Here is a 19,298-nt window from a genome sequence, read left to right on the forward strand (position 1 = left end):
CTAGCCACCCTATGACACCGTCCCGCATCCCCCGCACGTCACGGATCACTCGGCGTCGGACGAGCCTTGTCCGATACGCGCGCTGTATTCGGCTCGGGCGGATTGATCGGCATGCAGGAACATGGTGTCGGTTTTCGTCAGACGGCTCATCCGCCGCTTGAACCCGATCGGCATGGCCGGGTTCGCGTCCACCCAGCCGAGCGAGCGAGGCGCCGTCACGCGCACGCGCGGTGAAGCTATCGACGCGAGGACCTCTCGCGCGACGACGTCGGTGTCGACCGACCGGACCATCGCGTTCGTCTGCAGCCCGTCGATGAGGCCGGTGTTGGTGAACGACGGGAGTACCGTCGACACTCGGACGCCTCGACCCATCAGTTCGGCGTCCGCGGTCTCGGAGAACTCGATGACTCCCGACTTCGCGCCGTTGTAGACCGACAGTCCCGGTGCGGCGAGGCGGCCGGCGACGGACGCGATGTTCAGGACCTGACCTCGCCCGCGTGCCACCATCCGGCGGCCGGCGGCGCGTGTGCCGAGGATGACACCGATCAGGTCGATCTCGACGGTGCGCCGGATCAACGCCTCGTCGTATTCGAGGAACGAACCGACGGGCATGATGCCCGCGTTGTTGATGAGCACGTCCACCGGCCCGAGGCGTTCCTCGACGGTGTCGAGGAACGCTTCGAACGATGCACTGTCGGTGACGTCGAGGGGGATGCCGTCCACTCCGAGATCGGCCGCGGCCTTGCCCACGGCGTCGACGTCGATGTCTCCGAGAGCCACGCGTCCACCGGCGGCGAGGACCTGACCTGCGATCTCGAAGCCGATGCCACGAGCGCCGCCGGTGATCGCGACGACCTTTCCGGCGACTCCGGCGCGCACCTGCGCGAGACGGTCGTCGGCGCGGGCACGACGAGAGAAGCGATTGAGAAGCGACATGAGGAAACAGCTCCTGGAGGCGATCAGTAGATCATCGGGGCGAGGAATTTCGCGGCGAGATTCCGCGCGTATTCGGGTGTTCGGCGTTCGGGCTCGTCGACTGGGACCTCGAGGAACGACGTCACCAGCCGCACGTGCAGTTCGACGGCTTGGCGGAGGTCGTCGTCGGGCATGGTCGCCCCCGCTCGACGCAGTGTGGTCGCGACCCGGTCGGTGATCATCGCGATGAACAGCGAGCTGACAGTGGCGGTGATGCTGCGGATCTCGACGTCCTCGAAAACCACGCGGCGCAACAACGGATCGTTCTCGACCATGTCCGCGCCTGTCGCGAACGCCTCGATGACGGCGTCGGACGGTCCGAGACCCGCGACACCTCGCTCGATCCGCGCCATGCCGTTCTCGAATGTGCGGTTGGCGACGGCCAGCAGCAGGTTGTCCTTGTTGGGGAAGCGACGGTACAGCGTCGACCGGCTGACTCCGGCGACCCTCGCTACCTCGTCCATGTTGGCCCGGCGGACACCGACCGCCGTGAACTCGGCCGCGGCTGCTTCGAGGATCGCCTCCTCTTGGACGGACGGCGATGCGGTGACTCGGGGTTTACGCGTGGACTGGGCCATCAACGACGCCGCATCGTGACGGGCAGCTTGTCCTTCGGAACCGGGAGGGCGCTGTAGTCCATCGGCATGACGTAGTCGGCCGGAACGGACCACTCGTAGCCGCGGAGCAGGTGATGCATGATCGTCTTGATCTCCATCTGCCCGAAGTACAGGCCGATGCACTTGTGGACGCCTCCGCCGAAGGGCATCCACGCCATGCGATGCGCCTTGTCCTCGGCGCGATCGGCGGAGAACCGTTCGGGGTCGAACATGTCCGGGTGCGAGAAGATGTCGCGGCGACGGTGGTTGGCCATCTGTGGAACCACGACCATCGTCCCCTTCGGGATGAAGAAGCCTTGCACCTGCGTGTCTTTGATCGCCATTCGCGGCTGTGCCGGGACGGGCGGACACATCCGCAGCGACTCCTTCATGATCAGGTCGATCGCCTCCATCGACGCGAGGTCGTCGTAGGTGAGGTGTTCGCCGAGCGCGAGGGACTCCTCCCGCGCGCGCTGTTGCCATTCCGGGTGCTTCGCCATGTGGTACGCCATCTGCGACATCGTGATGGTCGAGGTGTCGTGAGCGGCCATCAGGACGAAGATCATGTGATTGACGACGTCCTCGTCGGTGAACCGGTCCCCGTCGTCGCTCTCCGCGTGGCAGAGCACCGAGAACAGATCGGGCGTCTGCTCGGCCCGCTTGGCCGGAATGTGCTCGTAGAAGAAGTCTTCGAGGATCTTGCGGGACCGGACGCCCTTCCACCACCGTCCGCCGGGCACCGGTTTGCGGACGAATGCGACTCCGGCCCGGACGGTCTCGATGAACGCCTTGTTGAGGCGGTCCGCCTCCGGCTTGGGGAGTTCGAGTCCGAGGAACACTTCCAGCGCGACGTCGAGGGTCAACTGTTTGAACTCGCTGAGCATCAACACCTTGCCCGTCGGGAAGCGGGTCATCCGCTCGGCGATCATCGGCTGCATCTCGTCCATGTAGCCCTTGAGCACCTTCGGTGTGAAGGCCTGCTGCAGGATGTGGCGATGGTGCCGGTGCTCGTCGAAGTCGAGGAGCATGACGCCCCGATTGAAGAACGGGCCGATGAAGTAGCTCCACGCGGGCGCGTTGGCGAACGCACGGTCTTTGTTCATCAGGATCTCGTTCGCCGCTTCCGGTCCGCTGCACGTGACCATGCGGATGCCGAGCGCGTTCATGCCCGACACCTCACCGAATCGGAGTCGCTTCTCATCGGCGAACGAGAACGGGTCGCGGCGCATCCGCAGGATCTCGAGCACTCCGTTGCGGTTGGTGACGGGCACGGGACGCAAGCCGCTGTCGACGTCGGGCTGCGCGAGAATCGGTGTCGCCATTGAGATCTCCTCCTACGGGCGCGTCGTCACCTGTGACTCCGCTCTCACCCATTGGAACAGATTCTTGAGATTGTTTCTAGTGTTCGTCTCATCGGCGCCCACCGAGCGCAGTCCCCCGCCCGTCGAGCGCAGTCGAGACGCCACGCCGTACACCCCTCGACTGCGCTCGGGGAACAAAAACAGCGCTCCTAACGCATCAGTTCCGCGTGGCACCGACGAAGACGGTCGTGCCACCAGGCCGTGCGGTCGGGCGAAGCGAGCGGCACGTCGTCCGACGGCGCGACGCTCCGCAGTTCGACGGCGCCCTCGTGGACGCGGAACGGAACTGCGACGTCGCGTGTGAACATCGCGCCGGTGCCGAGTCCGCATGCTCGGTGCAGGTTCGGCAACGCGGCGGCTGCGGCGACACCGGCGGACATCCCGACAGCCGTGTCGAGCGCGCTCGACACCACGACGTCCATCGGCAGCCGACCGGCCAGCTTGATCAGTGAACGCATCCCACCGAGGGGCGCGACTTTGAGGACCGCGATGTCCGCCGCGCCCGCCTTCGCGACGCGCATCGGATCGGTCGACCGGCGGATCGACTCGTCAGCGGCGATCAACGCCTTGACCGACTTCCGCACCTGGGCGAGCTCCTCGACCGTCCGGCACGGCTGCTCGACGTATTCGACGTCGCCGATGGCGGCAATGGCCTCGATAGCCTCGTCGACGGTCCATGCCCCGTTCGCGTCGACGCGCACCGTGGAGACGAGTTCGCGTGCGGCCGCGACTCGGTCGACGTCGTCGGCGAGAGTCTGACCGGGCTCGGCGACCTTCACCTTCACCGTGGTCGCCCCGGGATAGCGTGCGATGATCGCGGCCACCTCATCGGCAGGCACCGCGGGCACCGTCGCGTTGACCGCCACGGTGTCGCGCAGCGGATCGGGCGCCCCGAGGAATGCCGCCTCGATTCCGGCCGCGAGCCACATCCTGGCCTCGGCGTCGTTGTACTCGGGGAACGGCGCGAACTCACCCCACCCCGCAGGGCCCTTGAACAGCAGCGCCTCGCGGACGGTGATGCCGCGGAACTTCGTCCGCATCGGCAGTGCGACCACACGTGCCGTGTCGATCAGGTCGTCGGCCGTCGGCATCGACGGCGGAGGCGTGTCTTTCGGCTTCAACCGGAACGTCGGTGTCGGGTTGCGCTTGTCGGACGAGCCGAACAACGACTCCTTGTTCTTCCCTGAGGGCTGCGAGAACACCATGCGCCCAGGGTATCGGTCAATTCGCGGCGGCCGTGGGTACACATCCACCTCGCTTGAAACGAACTCTGGATTTTGTTCCAAACTGGGGATAGTGTCACGACATGACCTCAACCGACTTCGACGCGCACGTCCGTGAAGCGGAGCCCGCGCCGGTCGACGACGTCGACATCGACACCCTCGATCTCCGACTCGGCGCGGACTCGCTGGTGTGGAAGTTCTACGGCGACGTTCGCGGCGTCCTCGGTTTCCAGCGACTCGCCGGCACCGAGAACTGCATCGAGCAGCTCGCCCAGGGCGTTGAGGACCACTCGGTGATCTTCAACGACTTCATCGGTCGCGCCCAGCGCAGCGGGCCGCCGATCATGCGGACCATCTACTCCGACGACCCGCACAAGTGGGGCCGGATGGTTCGCGACTTCCATCGAGACATCAAGGGGACGATCAGCGACGGCTCGCGCTATCACGCACTGAACCCGGAGTTGTTCTACTGGGCGCACGCGACGTTCCTCGACCAGGCGCTGTTCATCACGGACACCTTCATCCGACGTCTCTCGTACGACGAGAAGGTGCAGATCTTCGAGGAGAGCAAGGTCTGGTACCAGCTGTACGGCGTGTCCGCGCGAAGCCAACCGCAGACATACGACGAGTTCGTCGAGTACTGGAACTCGATGCTCGACAAGTTCGTGCCGACTCGGACGATCGTCTACGCGACGGGATACATCCGGAAAGGCGTGCCCGGGCCGAAATGGATCCCGGCACCTGTGTGGCGGATCGCGAGCGCCCCGCTCAACGGGTTCATTCGGACAGTCGTCGTCGGAACACTTCCCCAGCAGATGCGGGACGTCTGCGAACTGGAGTGGAATGAGCGCAGGCAGCGCAACTTCGATCGCTTCGCAGGATTCATGCGGTCGATCAACCCCGTGATCAACCGGTTGCCGCGGAAGTGGCTGTACCTGTCGTGGGCCAACGAGGGCTGGGATCGAGTCGGCGTCGACCCACGCAAGCTTCACAACGGCTAGTCAGTCCAAAGATCGGTCCGCTCACCGAGCACCGACGACAATGTGTCGTCGAACATCGATGAACGGACCGATCTCAGGATCATTCGAGCGAAGCGTCAGCTGCAGCCGCCTCCATCACCGCCACCGCCACCGCCACCGGAGTCGCCGCAGCTTCCGCCGCCGCCCCAGCCGCTGCCGCCGTCACCACCCCAGCCCCAACTGCTTCCGGAGTCGGACCCCCAACGCGCCCCAGAGCCGAACGACCGCCGCGGCTCGGCACGCCCCGCGGCGCTGCCGACGATCGCCGCGAAGGCGAGGATCCCCATCACGACCAGAACCGAAACAAACATCACACACCTTCTTTCTCGACGCCGGAAACTCCAGTGGCTTCCGTCTGCCGCCATTGAATACGACGGACGGACCGCGACACCTGAGGCAAAGGTGTGAATATCAAAACCCCAGTTCAGGGCTCAATTATCGCTGACCAACTGAATGAAGTTGCCGCACGTGTCATCGATGACGGCCACCGTGACGGGCCCCGACTCCATCGGTTCGCTCACTACTGCAACCCCGGCCGCCACCAACTCGGCGCAGGCGACCCGAACGTCGTCGACCTTGAACGACGCACACGGGATCCCGTCCGCAACCAAGGCAGCCTGATACGCCTGCGCGGCCGGATGTTCGTTCGGTTCGAGAAGCAGCTCCGGACCGTCGGGAACGTCGCCACTGACCACCGTGAGCCACCGGAACGGGCCGGTGGGGACGTCGTTCTTGACAACGAATCCGAGCTTCTCTGTGTAGAAGGCCTCAGCCTTGGCCTGATCGTCGACGAAGACGCTCGTGAGTTCGATGCGCGCTTTCATGTTGCTCCATTCGAGTTGATCGGCCAGCGCCGTGAGATGACGCCGAGCGGGGACGTGTCGAGAGTGTGGCGCACGTCAGGCGAGTCTCCGCGCGTACTCGCGAGCCGCGGCGAGGTCAGTTTCCGACGGATGCCCCTTGTTGACACCGCCGATCCAACCCAACGGCCCCATCGTGTCGAGGCCGCGGCAGTGGAACACGTCGTCGACCACCGAGAAGCCGCGACTGGCCAACAGTGAACGCATGTTCGCCGTGTAGCGGCGCAGCGGAGTCTCCGGCATCCCGCTGGTCGCGAAGACGAACGCCCGACCGCGATCGCGCTCCGACAACGCTTCGACCCTGGCGACCAGTTCCGGCGCGAACGACATCCAGTAGATGCCCGATCCCCACCCCACCAGATCGGCCCGCTCGATGTCGGAGTCGGTGACAGTCTCAGGCGACACGACCCTCGCATCCAACACCGACGCCAGCTCGTCGGCGACGCGCATGGTGCTTCCATTCGACTTGGACGTGCAGATGATGAGCGCAGTCATGGCTCGATCGTCGCATCCGAACAGCCGAACCGCCACCGTCAGACGTCGAGGTGCGCCACCGTCGCGCCGACGAACTCCCGAGGGCGATCCCGATGAACACTGTGACCTGCATCGATCGTCATGAAATCACCGGCGGGGAGCGCGTAGGCGACGTCGCGAAGGTGCCGCGGCGGCAGGAAGCTTCGCTGACCACCCGAGACCACCAGGGTGGGTGCGGTCACCCGCGACAGGGCACACCACCAATCCGGTTCGACAACGGCGAACGCATCGGTCACCGGGCCGCCGAGGGCGCGGTCGAATCGCAGGAAGGGCCCCGGGTTGCGGACCAGGGCTCCGACACCGCGAATCCGCTCCCCGAGGGTCGCCGACGGGGCGATCGCTTCTGCGAGATCGTGGTCGTCTCGCGGCATCGGCGGCACTTCCTCAAGCACCATCCGGCGCACTCGGTCCGGTTGCGCCATCGCGTATCGAAGAGCCGTGTGTGCACCCAGCGAGTGGCCGACGAGGTCCACCTTGTGCGCTCCGAGGTGATCGACGACGGCACCGAGGTCATCTCGGAAGTCGTCGAGGAGATAGGAGTCGCTCCGGCCGGTCAGCCCGTGGCCACGGAGATCGAAGCTGGCAACCGTCCGTCCACGACCGCGCAGCTCGCGTGCGAGAGGCCTCCAGGTCGACCGATCCCCACCCATGCCGTGGACGAGGATCACCGGGACAGTCCCATCGAGCGGTCCGGACAGCGTCATCGCCAACGGCGGCCGACCGCGACCTGACACCTGATGATCCACACGCATTGCTCAAGCGTAGAACTCGTTCGGGCGACACCGCACTTCGGCATATACTGAGTCAATGCTCAGTTCCACATCCCGCCTGACCGCGGGCCTGGCATTCGCCCTCGTGTCGGCCTGCTCGTTCGGGCTGTCGGGGGCGATGGCGCGCAGCCTGCTCGACATCGGCTGGACCGCAGGCGCGGCGGTGACTCTTCGAATCACGATCGGTGCACTGGCCCTGATGATCCCAGCGGCCATCTCGATGACAGGGCGATGGCACGCGTTCCGCGAGCCACGCGTGATCGGATCCCTCGTCGGCTACGGCGTCCTGGCCGTCGCCGTTCCGCAACTCTGCTATTTCTATGCCGTCCAGACGCTTCAAGTGGGCGTCGCACTCCTGATCGAGTACACGGCGCCGGTCGTGGTGATTGCGTGGATGTGGATTCGCCATCGCCAACGACCGACTCTGCTCACCTTCGTCGGCGCCGTCGTCGCCGCGGCGGGACTGACGCTCGTCCTCCAGATATTCGGATCGGTGTCCCTCGACGCTGCGGGCGTCGCGTGGGCTCTGGGCGCCATGGTCGGCGCCGCATGGTACTTCGTCATGTCAGGGAACTCGGCGTCCGAGATTCCCGGCATTGCGATGGCAGCCGGCGGCTTGCTGTCGGCCGCTGTGATGCTCGGACTGTCCGGCGCGGTCGGAGTCCTGCCGATGTCCATGTCCACCGACGACGTCCAGTTAGCAGGCAACACCACTCCGTGGTGGGTGCCGATGGCGATCCTCGGCTTGGTGACCGCGGCCCTCGCTTACGCGACCGGCATCGCCGCCACCCGACGTCTGGGTCCGCGTCTCGCATCTTTCGTCGCGCTCGCCGAAGTGCTCGCAGCGATCATCGCCGCCTGGATGTTCCTCGGCGAGGTCCCCGCGGCCATCCAACTCGCGGGCGGCGCTCTCATCGTCGCGGGTGTTGTGGTCGTGAAACTCGGCGAGCGGCCCGGTGCCCCGGAGACGATCGCCGTCTGAAGGATACGCCGCGGCATCACTCGAACGGGCAATGCGCGCCGTTCGACACCGCCTGCGTCGCGCGCAGTCGCGTGACCACACCATTCTGAATGACAACGACGATCGTTCGACCCGACGGGTCGGAGAAGACCGGTGTGGAGCTGCCGTCGCCGATCGTGCACGTCGATCGCCGGTCCCTCGAGTAGGCGCGGTCGACGTCGCTCTCCCGAGAGCCGATTCGGATACCGCGATCGGTGACGAACCAACTGATCTGATGAATCCGCCCCTCCGGATTCACCCAGATCTCCGCGTCTGCGGTGTCTGCCCCGGTGCCCGGTCGGAAATAGAAGAAGACGGTACCTGGCGGGTACATACCCATCCCGGCTTCCTCCCGACGCACGTAGGTGTTCGGGATCTTCGACACCGGGTCGCCGACATACACGCCTCCGGCGCCGCCGAACGTCAGCACGCTCGACGGGCTGAGGGTAACGCGCGCCGCCGGGTTCGGTGTCGAGCGGTCGGCATTGCAGATGTCGAGAACTTCTTCATTCGTGCGGAGTGCGCCCCGGTCCATCGCCCGCTGAAGGCCACGGTATGCCCACTTCCCGTCGCACCAGCCGAGATCCGACGCAAGCATCCAGACCTTGCTCTTCGGCTCACCCGCACCGTTCTGCTGGCTTGTCCCCGATCCAACCGCCTCTGCCTCGCCCCATGACTCCCAGACGATCTCGCCGACCGAACTGGCCGCCGTAGACGCGATCGAGAATCCCGTCGGCCGGACCGTCCCGAAATTGTAGGCAGCCCAGTCGAACTTGTCCCGTCCGAGCACCGGATCGGGCTTCGCCGGCTCATCTGCGGGTAGGCAATGGCACAACACCACACCGGTCACCGTCCCGTCGGCGACTTTCGATCCTCCCTCGTACCCGATCCGGTAGCCGGTCCCCGCCTCCTTGTCGGCGACGAACACTGCGGTGCTGTCGGCATCGCTGACCGGCTTCCCGTACAGTTCGACCGCCCGCCGCCCGGGGGTCCCCTTGCCGACGCCGTCGATGGTGACACCGGCCGAGCCTGCGCGGTCGCCCGGCGCGATCTCGACCAGCCGTCGGTCCTTGTCGAAGACGTATGTGCAATCGCGCCACACCACGACCAGGCGGTCCCCGGCTGCGGTGCCCGTCGTCGGGAACGACGGTTCCGCGGACCGGATCTCGTCGAGTGTCTTCCCCAGTTCGACCCCACCGCGCGACGTCGGCGTCAACCGTTCCGTCGCGACCTTCGTGTTCTGCAGTGCCGCGAGGCGGGCCGACAGCTGAGCCGCGTTCTCTGCGGTCAGGAAGACCCCGCCGCCTTCCCGAGCGACGCATTGCAAGGCTGCCGCATCGGTCCGGAACCCGATGGCGCTCACCGCGGTCTCCGGGTGCTGCGCGCGGATCTGCTCAGCCACCTGGCAGGGGTCCGGGTCGCAGGTCGGAGCCCCGTCGGACACCAGGACCACTGACGCGGGGCCCGACGACGGCAACTGCTCGGCCGCCTTGTCGAGCGCTGTCCCGATCGGTGTGAAGCCCTGCGGTGTCACATCCGCGAGCGCTCGCGATACCGCGGCCTGGTCGGCCGCACTCATCGGAATCGCGGTCCGCACGTCCGTGCAGCCCCGCGCCCTCGGAGTGGTCTTAGCCGACATGTCCGCGCCGAACAGCACCATCGAGAAGTCGGTGCCCGAAGGCAACCCACCGACCAACTCGTCAACCGCCCTGATTGCTGCCGTCCAACGCGGCCCCGGAGCGTCATCCTTCTGCATCGACTCCGACGCGTCGAGGACCACGATCGTCGGGATGGCCGCGCCCGTCGACTCAGACGACGCCCGCTCCGGACTCCCGCCGGTCGAGCACGCCGCCACCAGCACTACAAACACAGTCGACAGCGCCACCAGCACACGACGATTCATAGTTCGCCAACCTAGTCTGCTGACTAGACGACATCACAGGATTCGACGACGGATTACTCAACATGGTCGACAGTCACGCCGTGTCGATCGCCTTCGCTCGGAGGCGGTCGTACTCCTCGCGGGTGATGCGGCCGCCGGAGAAGAGCGCGTCGAGTTCCGTGAGGCGTTGGGTGAGGGTCCGGGTGTCGGCCTGCGGAGTCGACGACGACGGCGCGGCAGCAGCAGGGACATCACCGTATCGGCGGACTATCCCCATCACTTCGTCGCGGACGGCCGGATTGCTTCGGACGTCGATCATCGTGTTCAACGCGATGCCGTTGCGTCGCAGCACGTCGACGATCTGCACCAGGGCTTCGGCGTTGCCGGTCAGATCGTATGTGCGTCCGTCTGCGGTCGATTCGAACTTCGCGGGCATCGTCCCCGCGTAGAGGCCGGTCGCGTCCCAATCGATCGATGCACTCGCGCCGTCGTCGCCGACGAACACACCCAGCACTCCCTTTGCGATGGCACCCGAGGCGATGACGGGCAGTGCCGATGACACCTCGGTGGTGAACTCCGAGACCCGGGGCCCGGTGACCCGCAGCGTGAACTTCACGACGCGGCGATCGTTGATCAACATCCCCGTCTCATGCATGCCGACGATGTGGCCGAGACCCGGAACACCGGACGCCTGTAAGACGCTGGTCCGTGCAGCGCTGTTCACCGAGAATCTCGCAAAGGCATACGCCGCGATGATGTCGACGGCCGTCCAACCGATTCCGTTCCACAGCATCCACGACGGCCCCTCGTCGCCCATCAGGAAGTAGATGATCAAGAACGCGGGTCCGACAGCACCCGCGACGAGCATGAATGCCAACGACTTGAGGAACACTTTCAGGAACGGCGACATCGTTGAAGTGTAAAACAGCAGAAACCCCGCTCCGACCGAAGTCGAAGCGGGGTTCCGTGTTGCTGACGCTAGGTCAGAGCAAGATCACTTGATGATCTTGGTGACGCGGCCGGCACCAACGGTGCGGCCGCCCTCGCGGATAGCGAAACGCAGGCCCTCGTCCATGGCGACCGGCTGGATGAGCACAACGCTCATCTCGGTGTTGTCGCCCGGCATGACCATCTCGGTGCCCTCGGGGAGGGTAACGACGCCGGTCACGTCCGTGGTGCGGAAGTAGAACTGCGGGCGGTAGTTGTTGAAGAACGGGGTGTGGCGGCCACCCTCGTCCTTCGACAGGATGTACGCCTGGCCCTCGAACTCGGTGTGCGGGGTCGTGGTGCCGGGGGCGACGATGACCTGGCCGCGCTCGACGTCCTCACGCTTCAGGCCACGGAGCAGCAGACCGGCGTTGTCGCCAGCCTGTGCCGAGTCGAGGAGCTTGTGGAACATCTCGATGCCGGTGACGGTGGTCTTCTGCGACTTCTCGCGGATACCGACGATCTCGACCTCAGCGTTGACGTTGATCTCGCCACGCTCGACACGACCGGTGACGACGGTGCCACGACCGGTGATCGTGAAGACGTCCTCGACGGGCATGAGGAAGGGCTTCTCGGTCTCGCGGACGGGGTCCGGAACCGACTCGTCGACAGCAGCCATCAGGTCCTGGATCGACTTGACCCACTTCTCGTCGCCCTCGAGCGCCTTCAGCGCCGAGATCGGAACGACCGGTGCGTCCTCGTCGAACTCCTGAGCGGCCAGCAGTTCGCGGACCTCCATCTCGACGAGTTCCATGATCTCTTCGTCGTCGACCATGTCGGCCTTGTTCAGTGCGACGAGGATGTAGGGAACGCCGACCTGGCGGGCCAGGAGGACGTGCTCACGGGTCTGCGGCATCGGGCCGTCAGTGGCTGCCACGACCAGGATCGCGCCGTCCATCTGGGCAGCACCGGTGATCATGTTCTTGATGTAGTCGGCGTGACCCGGGGCGTCGACGTGAGCGTAGTGACGCTTCTCCGTCTGGTACTCGACGTGGGAGATGTTGATCGTGATACCACGAGCCTTCTCCTCAGGCGCCTTGTCGATCTGATCGAAAGCGAAGCTCTCGTTCAGGTCCGGGTACTGGTCCGCCAGAACCTTGGTGATGGCAGCCGTGGTGGTGGTCTTGCCGTGGTCGACGTGACCGATGGTGCCGATGTTCACGTGCGGCTTGGTCCGCTCGAACTTCGCCTTCGCCACTTTTTGTCCTCCTGGACTGTAAGAGTGCCGGGTGGTTCCCGACAGTCGTATGGGTTCTCCGCAGTGCGCGGAGAGGCTTTACTTGTCCCCCACCCGCGACGACAGGGCGTCGCCGGTGAAGATTTCTAGATCTTTCACGCCGAGGCGTGGTTCCGCCGAGATGGCAGACGAGTGATTACTCGCCTGTCGCCTTGGCGATGATCTCCTTCGACACGTTCGCCGGAACTTCAGCGTACGAGTCGAAGACCATGGAGTAGTTTGCACGGCCCTGAGTCTTCGACCGAAGGTCTCCGATGTAGCCGAACATCTCCGACAGCGGAACCTGAGCCTTGACGACTCGAGCACCGCTCCGCTCCTCCATGGCCTGGATCTGACCACGGCGGGAGTTCAGGTCGCCGATGACGTCGCCCATGTAGTCCTCCGGAGTCGTGACCTCGACGGCCATGATCGGCTCCAGGATGACGGGCTGCGCCATGCGTGCGGCTTCTTTCAGAGCCTGCGCACCGGCGATCTTGAAGGCCATCTCAGACGAGTCGACGTCGTGGTACTGACCGTCGACGAGAGTGAACTTCAGGTTGACCAGCGGGTAGCCGGCGAGAACGCCGTACTGCATCGCGTCCTGCGCACCGGCATCCACCGAAGGGATGTACTCACGCGGAACGCGGCCGCCGGTGACAGCGTTGTTGAACTCGTAGGTCGCGCCGTCTTCGGCGTCGACCAACGGCTCCAGCTTGACGATGACCTTGGCGAACTGGCCCGAGCCACCCGTCTGCTTCTTGTGGGTGTACTCATGCTTCTCGACGGTCTTGCGGATCGTCTCGCGGTACGCGACCTGCGGCTTGCCGACGTTGGCCTCGACCTTGAACTCGCGCTTCATGCGATCCACGAGGATGTCGAGGTGGAGCTCGCCCATGCCGCCGATGACGGTCTGGCCGGTCTCCTCGTCGAGGTTGACCGAGAAGGTCGGGTCCTCTTCAGCGAGCTTCTGGATCGCGGTACCCAGCTTCTCCTGGTCCGCCTTGGTCTTCGGCTCGATCGAGACGTTGATGACCGGGTCCGGGAACGTCATCGACTCGAGGACAACCGGCGCGTCGGTGGCACACAGGGTGTCACCGGTCGTGGTGTCCTTGAGGCCGATCATCGCGTAGATGTGGCCTGCGACGGCGTCGTCGACCGGCATCTCCTTGTTGGCGTGCATCTGGAAGAGCTTGCCGATGCGCTCCTTCTTGCCCTTGGTGGCGTTGAGCACCTGGGTGCCCGGCTCCACCATGCCCGAGTAGACGCGCACGAAGGTCAGTTTGCCGAAGAAGGGGTGAGCCGCGATCTTGAAGGCCAGAGCCGAGAACGGCTCGTCCTTGCTGGGCTTGCGGACCAGCTCTTCTTCTTCGTTGTTGACGGCGTGACCGTGGACCTCGCCGATGTCCAGCGGAGTCGGGAGGTAGTCGATCACAGCGTCGAGCATCGGCTGCACACCGCGGTTCTTGAACGCAGAGCCGCACAGGACGGGGTAGAGCTCGGAGTTGACGGTCATCTTGCGGATGGCGCCCTTGATCTCCTCGATCGAGAGCTCCTCGCCGGAGAAGTACTTCTCCATGAGGGCCTCGTCCGACTCTGCCACGGTCTCGAGAAGCTTCTCGCGGTACTCGGCGGCCTTGTCGGCGAGATCCGCGGGGATCTCCTGCACCTCGTACGAGGCGCCCATCGTCACGTCGCCCTTGGCGTCGCCCGGCCAGACCAGTGCGCGCATCTCGATGAGGTCGACAACGCCGACGAAGTCGTCCTCGGCACCGATCGGGAGCTGGATGACCAGCGGCTTCGCGCCCAGACGATCGATGATCGTCTGCACGGTGAAGTAGAAGTCCGCGCCCATCTTGTCCATCTTGTTGACGAAGCAGATGCGGGGGACGTCGTACTTGGCGGCCTGACGCCAGACCTGCTCCGACTGCGGCTCGACGCCTTCCTTGCCGTCGAAGACGGCGACGGCGCCGTCGAGGACGCGCAGCGAACGCTCGACCTCGACGGTGAAGTCGACGTGGCCGGGGGTGTCGATGATGTTGATCTGGTTCTTGTTCCAGAAACAGGTGACCGCGGCGGACGTGATCGTGATGCCGCGTTCCTTCTCCTGCTCCATCCAGTCGGTGGTCGACGCACCGTCGTGGGTCTCACCGATCTTGTAGTTCACACCGGTGTAGAACAGGATTCGCTCGGTGGTGGTCGTCTTACCGGCGTCGATGTGCGCCATGATGCCGATGTTGCGGACCTTGTTGAGGTCGTTCAGCACTTCCTGTGCCATGTGGTTCCTTCGGAAGAGTTCGGGCTAAAGACTGCGGGTGGTCTCCAGGATGCCCGACCGCCGGAGACAGTGATGTCTCCGGCGGGCCGGCAGTCCTAGAAAGTCACCAACGGTAGTGAGCGAAGGCGCGGTTGGCTTCGGCCATCTTGTGAGTGTCCTCACGACGCTTCACCGAAGCGCCGAGACCGTTCGACGCGTCGAGGAGCTCGTTGGCGAGACGCTCGACCATGGTCTTCTCACGACGCTGACGGCTGAACGTCACCAGCCAGCGGAGCGCGAGGGTGTTGGCGCGACCGGGCTTGACCTCGATCGGCACCTGGTAGGTGGCGCCACCGACGCGGCGGCTCTTGACCTCGAGGGTGGGCTTGACGTTGTCGAGCGCACGCTTGAGGGTGACGACCGGATCGGTGCCGGTCTTCTCGCGAGCCTGCTCGAGGGCTTCGTACACGATGCGCTCGGCGGTCGACTTCTTGCCGTCCAGCAGGATCTTGTTGACGAGCTGGGTGACCAGGGGCGAACCGTAAACCGGGTCGTTGATCAGCGGGCGCTTGGGAGCGGGTCCTTTACGAGGCATGACTTAGCTTCCCTTCTTGGCGCCGTAGCGGCTGCGTGCCTGCTTGCGGTCCTTGACACCCTGGGTGTCGAGCGAGCCGCGGATGATGCGGTAACGAACACCCGGGAGGTCCTTCACACGACCGCCGCGGACGAGCACCATCGAGTGCTCCTGCAGGTTGTGGCCCTCACCCGGGATGTAGGCGGTGACCTCGACGCCACTCGTCAGGCGCACGCGGGCGACCTTACGAAGTGCGGAGTTCGGCTTCTTCGGGGTGGTGGTGTACACGCGAGTGCACACGCCGCGTCGCTGCGGGCTCCCCTTGAGGGCGGCGGTCTTCTTGATCGACGCCTTGTCCTTGCGGCCCTTACGGACCAGCTGGTTAATCGTTGGCACTGAGTTCTTTTCTCCTTGTGGGCCGGCTCCCGCCAGTCCGATGTGTAGTCACGGTTGGTGCTCCGGGCACGTCAGTCGGTGTCGCATTTCTGCGCTCCGAGCGATGTCCGCAACTCGCCCCACCGGCACGTTTGCGCCGGTCAACTATGGAATCGCTACCCCGAGGTCGGGCGTGTCAGACACGCTCGCGCGGATTCGCGACACCCTCGTTCGGTGTTGTCGTCGCCGACCCGATCGAGGGCAGCACCTACCGTGGGCAGGCACCGACGAAATACTTTACCGCCCGGATTTACCGAGGTCAAAATCATTGACACAGCTCACCCAACGGCTCGTGAACGTCTGATGACAACGGGTGATCAGTCGAATTCCTCAACCCCGGCGAGCAGGTCACGCGCTGCGGTGCGGGCAGCATTCTCGTCGCCTGCGATCACCGCGTCGACGACCGCGTCGTGCAACTCGGTGTACGACGGCCCGCTCGCGACATCACGCTGCGCCACCGACTGCCGGAGCGCCGGAAGCAGTGAGTCGTAGAACTCCAGATACACGTCGTTGTGACTGGCCGCGACGATGGCACGATGCAGTTGCGCGTCGGTGTCGACCGCGACGCCGGGATCGACCACACCGGTCCATGCGCGGTTGCGCAGCTCCTGCGCCACTCGCAGCGTGTTGATGTCGGCGTCGTCGCGACGCCGGGCCGCCAGACCCGCCGCCGTCACCTCAAGGGCCTCGCGCAGTTCCATGAGATCCTGCCGGCGCGCCGCCGCGAAGAAGTCGGCGAACGCGACCTCCTGCTCGTCGGTGGCGATCACGTAGGTGCCCGATCCCTGCCGTCGCTCGAGGAGGCCGGCATGCACCAGCGACTGCACTGCTTCGCGGACCGTGTTGCGGGCGGTCCCGGTCATGTCACAGAGTGCGGGCTCGGTCGGGATCCGGTCGCCGACCGACCAGCGCCCAGACGCGATCTCCGCACGCAGCTGGTCGGTCACCTGGGCGATGAGACTCTGTCGCTTGATGGTCTGCACACCCTGCAGCGTAAATCACTTTGCAGCGATTCGACCATTCATCCTATGATTTCTGGCATGACTGCGACTGCCTCCACCGCGACCGACGCGTCGACACCGCTCATGGGCGTCTGGCGTGGACGCATCACCACCCTGGTCGCCATCGTGGTGTTCGCGTTCACACTCCGCACCGCGGTCACGTCGCTGACCCCGCTCCTCGGCCGAATCTCCGACGACCTCGGCTTCAGCGACACGGTCAGCGGCCTGCTCGGCATGCTCCCGACACTGGCGTTCGGCATCGCCGGAGTCGTCTCCCCAGCGCTGGGTCGCCGGTTCGGCATCGAGCAGGTGACCCTGGCCGCGGTGATCATCACCGGCGTCGGCATCGGCACACGCGCCCTCAGCGGCAGCGTTCCCGTGCTGGTCCTCCTGTCGTGCGTCGCCCTCTTCGGCATGGGCATCGGCAACATCCTGATTCCGCCGCTGGTGAAGCGGTACTTCTCCGACCGGATCGCGTCGATCAGCACCGCGTACATCGTGTTCGTGCAGATGGGCACGATGATCCCGGCCGCCGTCGCCATCCCCCTGGCCGACGCGACGGACTGGCGCACGTCCCTCGCGGTGTGGGCCATCGTCCCGCTCGCTGCACTCGGCCCGTGGATCTGGGTGGTCCGCGAACGCCGGGCGGCGCTGCGCCGAGCGGCCGAGCAGTCCGACGGCGCGCCCTCGGAGGCCGCGAAGCTGCCCGTGTGGCGCACGCCCATGGCATGGGGTCTGACCCTCATGTTCGGCATGACATCCGCCTGCACGTACGCCATGTTCACGTGGATGCCGAAGATCGTGACCGACGCAGGTGGAAGCGAATCGCTCGGCGGCGGAATGGTCGCGACGTTCTCTGCGATCGGGCTCGCGGCGACGCTGATCGCTCCGTGGCTCTGCACCCGGTTCGCGAACCCTTTCGGGTTCACCGTCGTGTTCGCGGCGTCATGGCTCGCAGGCTTCGCCGGACTGATGTGGGCGCCGCTCTCGGCACCGTTGCTGTGGGCCCTGCTGTGCGGTCTCGGACCGACGACCTTTCCGATGGCGTTGACACTGATCAACGTCCGCACCCGGACGAGCTCCGGCTCGGCGTCGCTGTCCGGCTTCGGGCAGGGCGTCGGCTACCTGCTCGCCTGCGCGGGCCCGATGCTGTTCGGAGTGCTCCACGATGTCAGCAACGGATGGGGCGCACCGTTCCTGCTCCTCACCGCGATGACCGTCGTCATGCTGGGCGGCGCCTGGATCATCTGCCGTCCGCGGTACCTCGAAGACCAGCTGAACGCCTGAGCGTCAGCCGAGCGGCAGACTCGCCACCGGGTCGGAGATCATCGTCTCGGGTCGCGCCGCGTCGCCGACGGTGAACGCGATCGACGTGGCGTCGCCGAGGTCGTCGACGGTGGCTGTGGTCGACGGCGCGACGTCGTCGGGCCTCATGACACCGCCGAGGCGAGCCCCGTTCGGTCCGACCAACCACAGCTGGTACACGGTGCCCGCGGCGGGTGGCGGAACGTCGTTCATCCCCAGGACACCGGCGCCGGCCGATTCCGAGTACGTGACCGACGCCCGTCCACTGGCCAACGCGCCTGTGGTGGTTCGCACGTCGTCCGCGCCGAAGACCCGCTCGGCAGTCGTCTGCGACGGCGGCTCCTGCCGTGACGCTGCGTAGCCGATGATCCCGCCGCCGATCGCGACGACGACCGCCGCGGCTGCTGCGGCAGCGATCCACCGCGGCCGCCGGGAATCGAGGCGGCGTCCTCTTCCGGATTCGCGGGCTGCCCGATCGAGGATCTCGTCGCGCAGCCCGGCACGTGGCGCCTGAGCTGTCGCCTCACTGAGGTCGGCGAGAACGTCGCGAACCGAGGCGACCTCGGCACGGAACGCGTCGCGCACGGAAGCGTCGGCGGCCGCGACACGGGCCTCGACGCGCGCCATTCCGAGTTCGTCCAACGCATCAAGTGCATAGGGGACCGCCATGTCGAGCAGGTCGTCGTGCTCGTTCGACTCAGACATGTCAGTCATCCCCCAAACACCCCCTCAGTCGCTTCAGTCCATCTCTGATCCGACTCTTCACCGCGGGCAGACCCACGGCCAGCCGGTCGGCGACCTCGCTGTACGAGAGGCCGCCGTAGTAGGCGAGCCCGACCGCTTCGGCCTGCAGCGCGCTGAGCGTGGACAGGCACTGGCGCACCCGTCTTCCCGCCTCTCTCGCCTGAACCTCGTCGCTCACGTCGTCGACGATCGCGGTGATCTCTCGAGCGCCGTAGTCCGATTCGCGGCGAGATGCCGACGATTCCGATCTGACCCGGTCGACCGCTCGACGGTGCGCGATCGACAGAAGCCAGGCGACGGGCGCGCCCTCGGCCGCGTTGTACGTAGCCGCGCCGCGCCACACCTGCAGGTACACCTCCTGGGTGGTCTCCTCGGAGTAGCCGGGATCTCGGAGCACACGCAGCACCATCCCGTAGACGCGTGCGCTGGTCCGGTCGTACAGATCGGCGAACGCTTCGACATCGCCCGCGGCAGACCGCGACAGCAGGTCGGCGAGGAGGGTCGAGTCGGTGTCCGTGCCGGTCACGACGAGGTTCCAGAAGTCATCAGCGACCAGAGTAAC

At 65.7% G+C, this 19,298-nt stretch carries 20 protein-coding genes; 3 read left to right on the top strand and 17 right to left on the bottom strand.

Annotation, left to right across the window (positions count from 1 at the left end; genetic code table 11):
- Window positions 1-45 precede the first annotated feature (45 nt).
- From GM1_RS01670 to GM1_RS01685, 4 genes are all read right to left on the bottom strand, one after another.
- Window positions 46-936 (bottom strand): SDR family oxidoreductase, encoded by an 891-nt coding sequence (locus tag GM1_RS01670; protein ID WP_008376064.1) that lies wholly within the window; start codon window positions 934-936, stop codon window positions 46-48.
- Between the two features lie 23 nt (window positions 937-959).
- A complete protein-coding gene (locus tag GM1_RS01675) occupies window positions 960-1,553 on the bottom strand; it encodes a TetR/AcrR family transcriptional regulator (protein ID WP_008376066.1) in 594 nt (197 codons plus the stop codon).
- Complete coding sequence (locus GM1_RS01680) at window positions 1,553-2,893, bottom strand: cytochrome P450 (RefSeq protein WP_008376068.1); 1,341 nt, start codon at window positions 2,891-2,893, stop codon at window positions 1,553-1,555. Before GM1_RS01680 ends, GM1_RS01675 begins: the two co-directional genes overlap by 1 nt.
- 188 nt (window positions 2,894-3,081) lie before the next feature.
- Entirely contained in the window at window positions 3,082-4,137 is a 1,056-nt protein-coding gene (locus tag GM1_RS01685) for an o-succinylbenzoate synthase (protein ID WP_081604216.1), read from the bottom strand.
- Between the two features lie 101 nt (window positions 4,138-4,238).
- On the opposite strand from GM1_RS01685, the gene GM1_RS01690 reads away from it, so the two are divergent.
- The gene (locus GM1_RS01690; protein ID WP_008376071.1) at window positions 4,239-5,156 is read left to right on the top strand and encodes an oxygenase MpaB family protein; all 918 of its coding nucleotides are present in this window, start codon (window positions 4,239-4,241) and stop codon (window positions 5,154-5,156) included.
- A gap of 95 nt (window positions 5,157-5,251) precedes the next feature.
- On the opposite strand, the gene GM1_RS22595 is transcribed toward GM1_RS01690, so the two are convergent.
- The 4 genes from GM1_RS22595 to GM1_RS01705 form a co-directional block, all read right to left on the bottom strand.
- Window positions 5,252-5,485 carry a hypothetical protein gene (locus GM1_RS22595; protein ID WP_008376073.1) on the bottom strand — a complete coding sequence of 78 codons (234 nt, stop codon included), beginning with the start codon at window positions 5,483-5,485 and terminating at the stop codon, window positions 5,252-5,254.
- A 120-nt stretch (window positions 5,486-5,605) separates the two neighbouring features.
- A complete protein-coding gene (locus tag GM1_RS01695; RefSeq protein WP_008376074.1) occupies window positions 5,606-5,998 on the bottom strand; it encodes a VOC family protein in 393 nt (130 codons plus the stop codon).
- A gap of 75 nt (window positions 5,999-6,073) precedes the next feature.
- Window positions 6,074-6,529, bottom strand: a complete 456-nt coding sequence (locus GM1_RS01700; RefSeq protein WP_040519301.1) for a flavodoxin domain-containing protein — start codon at window positions 6,527-6,529, stop codon at window positions 6,074-6,076.
- Between the two features lie 38 nt (window positions 6,530-6,567).
- Window positions 6,568-7,320 (bottom strand): alpha/beta fold hydrolase, encoded by a 753-nt coding sequence (locus GM1_RS01705; protein ID WP_040519243.1) that lies wholly within the window; start codon window positions 7,318-7,320, stop codon window positions 6,568-6,570.
- 55 nt (window positions 7,321-7,375) lie between these two features.
- On the opposite strand from GM1_RS01705, the gene GM1_RS01710 reads away from it, so the two are divergent.
- Window positions 7,376-8,320: an EamA family transporter gene (locus GM1_RS01710; protein ID WP_008376080.1), complete on the top strand. Its 945-nt coding sequence runs from the start codon at window positions 7,376-7,378 to the stop codon at window positions 8,318-8,320.
- Window positions 8,321-8,336: 16 nt separating this feature from the next.
- Here GM1_RS01710 and GM1_RS21475 read toward each other — a convergent pair whose 3' ends face one another.
- The 7 genes from GM1_RS21475 to GM1_RS01745 all read right to left on the bottom strand — a co-directional run bounded on the left by GM1_RS21475 (window position 8,337) and on the right by GM1_RS01745 (window position 16,669).
- Window positions 8,337-10,241, bottom strand: a complete 1,905-nt coding sequence (locus tag GM1_RS21475) for a vWA domain-containing protein (protein WP_008376081.1) — start codon at window positions 10,239-10,241, stop codon at window positions 8,337-8,339.
- A 73-nt stretch (window positions 10,242-10,314) separates the two neighbouring features.
- Entirely contained in the window at window positions 10,315-11,130 is an 816-nt protein-coding gene (locus GM1_RS01720; protein ID WP_008376083.1) for a hypothetical protein, read from the bottom strand.
- Window positions 11,131-11,214: 84 nt separating this feature from the next.
- Window positions 11,215-12,405, bottom strand: coding sequence for an elongation factor Tu (tuf, locus tag GM1_RS01725; RefSeq protein WP_008376084.1), 1,191 nt, complete (start codon window positions 12,403-12,405; stop codon window positions 11,215-11,217).
- 175 nt (window positions 12,406-12,580) lie between these two features.
- The gene (gene fusA / locus GM1_RS01730) at window positions 12,581-14,698 is read right to left on the bottom strand and encodes an elongation factor G (protein ID WP_008376086.1); all 2,118 of its coding nucleotides are present in this window, start codon (window positions 14,696-14,698) and stop codon (window positions 12,581-12,583) included.
- 103 nt (window positions 14,699-14,801) lie between these two features.
- Window positions 14,802-15,272 carry a 30S ribosomal protein S7 gene (rpsG, locus tag GM1_RS01735; RefSeq protein ID WP_008376088.1) on the bottom strand — a complete coding sequence of 157 codons (471 nt, stop codon included), beginning with the start codon at window positions 15,270-15,272 and terminating at the stop codon, window positions 14,802-14,804.
- Window positions 15,273-15,275: 3 nt separating this feature from the next.
- On the bottom strand, window positions 15,276-15,647 hold the full coding sequence (gene rpsL / locus GM1_RS01740; protein WP_008376090.1) for a 30S ribosomal protein S12: 372 nt from the start codon (window positions 15,645-15,647) through the stop codon (window positions 15,276-15,278).
- 356 nt (window positions 15,648-16,003) lie between these two features.
- Complete coding sequence (locus tag GM1_RS01745) at window positions 16,004-16,669, bottom strand: FadR/GntR family transcriptional regulator (protein ID WP_008376092.1); 666 nt, start codon at window positions 16,667-16,669, stop codon at window positions 16,004-16,006.
- Window positions 16,670-16,726: 57 nt separating this feature from the next.
- Here GM1_RS01745 and GM1_RS01750 point away from each other — a divergent pair, with 57 nt between their 5' ends.
- A complete protein-coding gene (locus tag GM1_RS01750) occupies window positions 16,727-17,974 on the top strand; it encodes a CynX/NimT family MFS transporter (RefSeq protein WP_008376094.1) in 1,248 nt (415 codons plus the stop codon).
- 3 nt (window positions 17,975-17,977) lie between these two features.
- Here GM1_RS01750 and GM1_RS01755 read toward each other — a convergent pair whose 3' ends face one another.
- Entirely contained in the window at window positions 17,978-18,706 is a 729-nt protein-coding gene (locus GM1_RS01755; RefSeq protein ID WP_008376096.1) for an anti-sigma factor, read from the bottom strand.
- Entirely contained in the window at window positions 18,699-19,262 is a 564-nt protein-coding gene (gene sigK / locus GM1_RS01760; protein WP_223291407.1) for an ECF RNA polymerase sigma factor SigK, read from the bottom strand. The genes GM1_RS01755 and sigK overlap by 8 nt, the downstream gene beginning before the upstream one ends.
- Between the last annotated feature and the right edge of the window lie 36 nt (window positions 19,263-19,298).

The sequence above is a fragment of the Gordonia malaquae NBRC 108250 genome, assembly GCF_000344135.1.
Lineage (GTDB): Bacteria > Actinomycetota > Actinomycetes > Mycobacteriales > Mycobacteriaceae > Gordonia > Gordonia malaquae.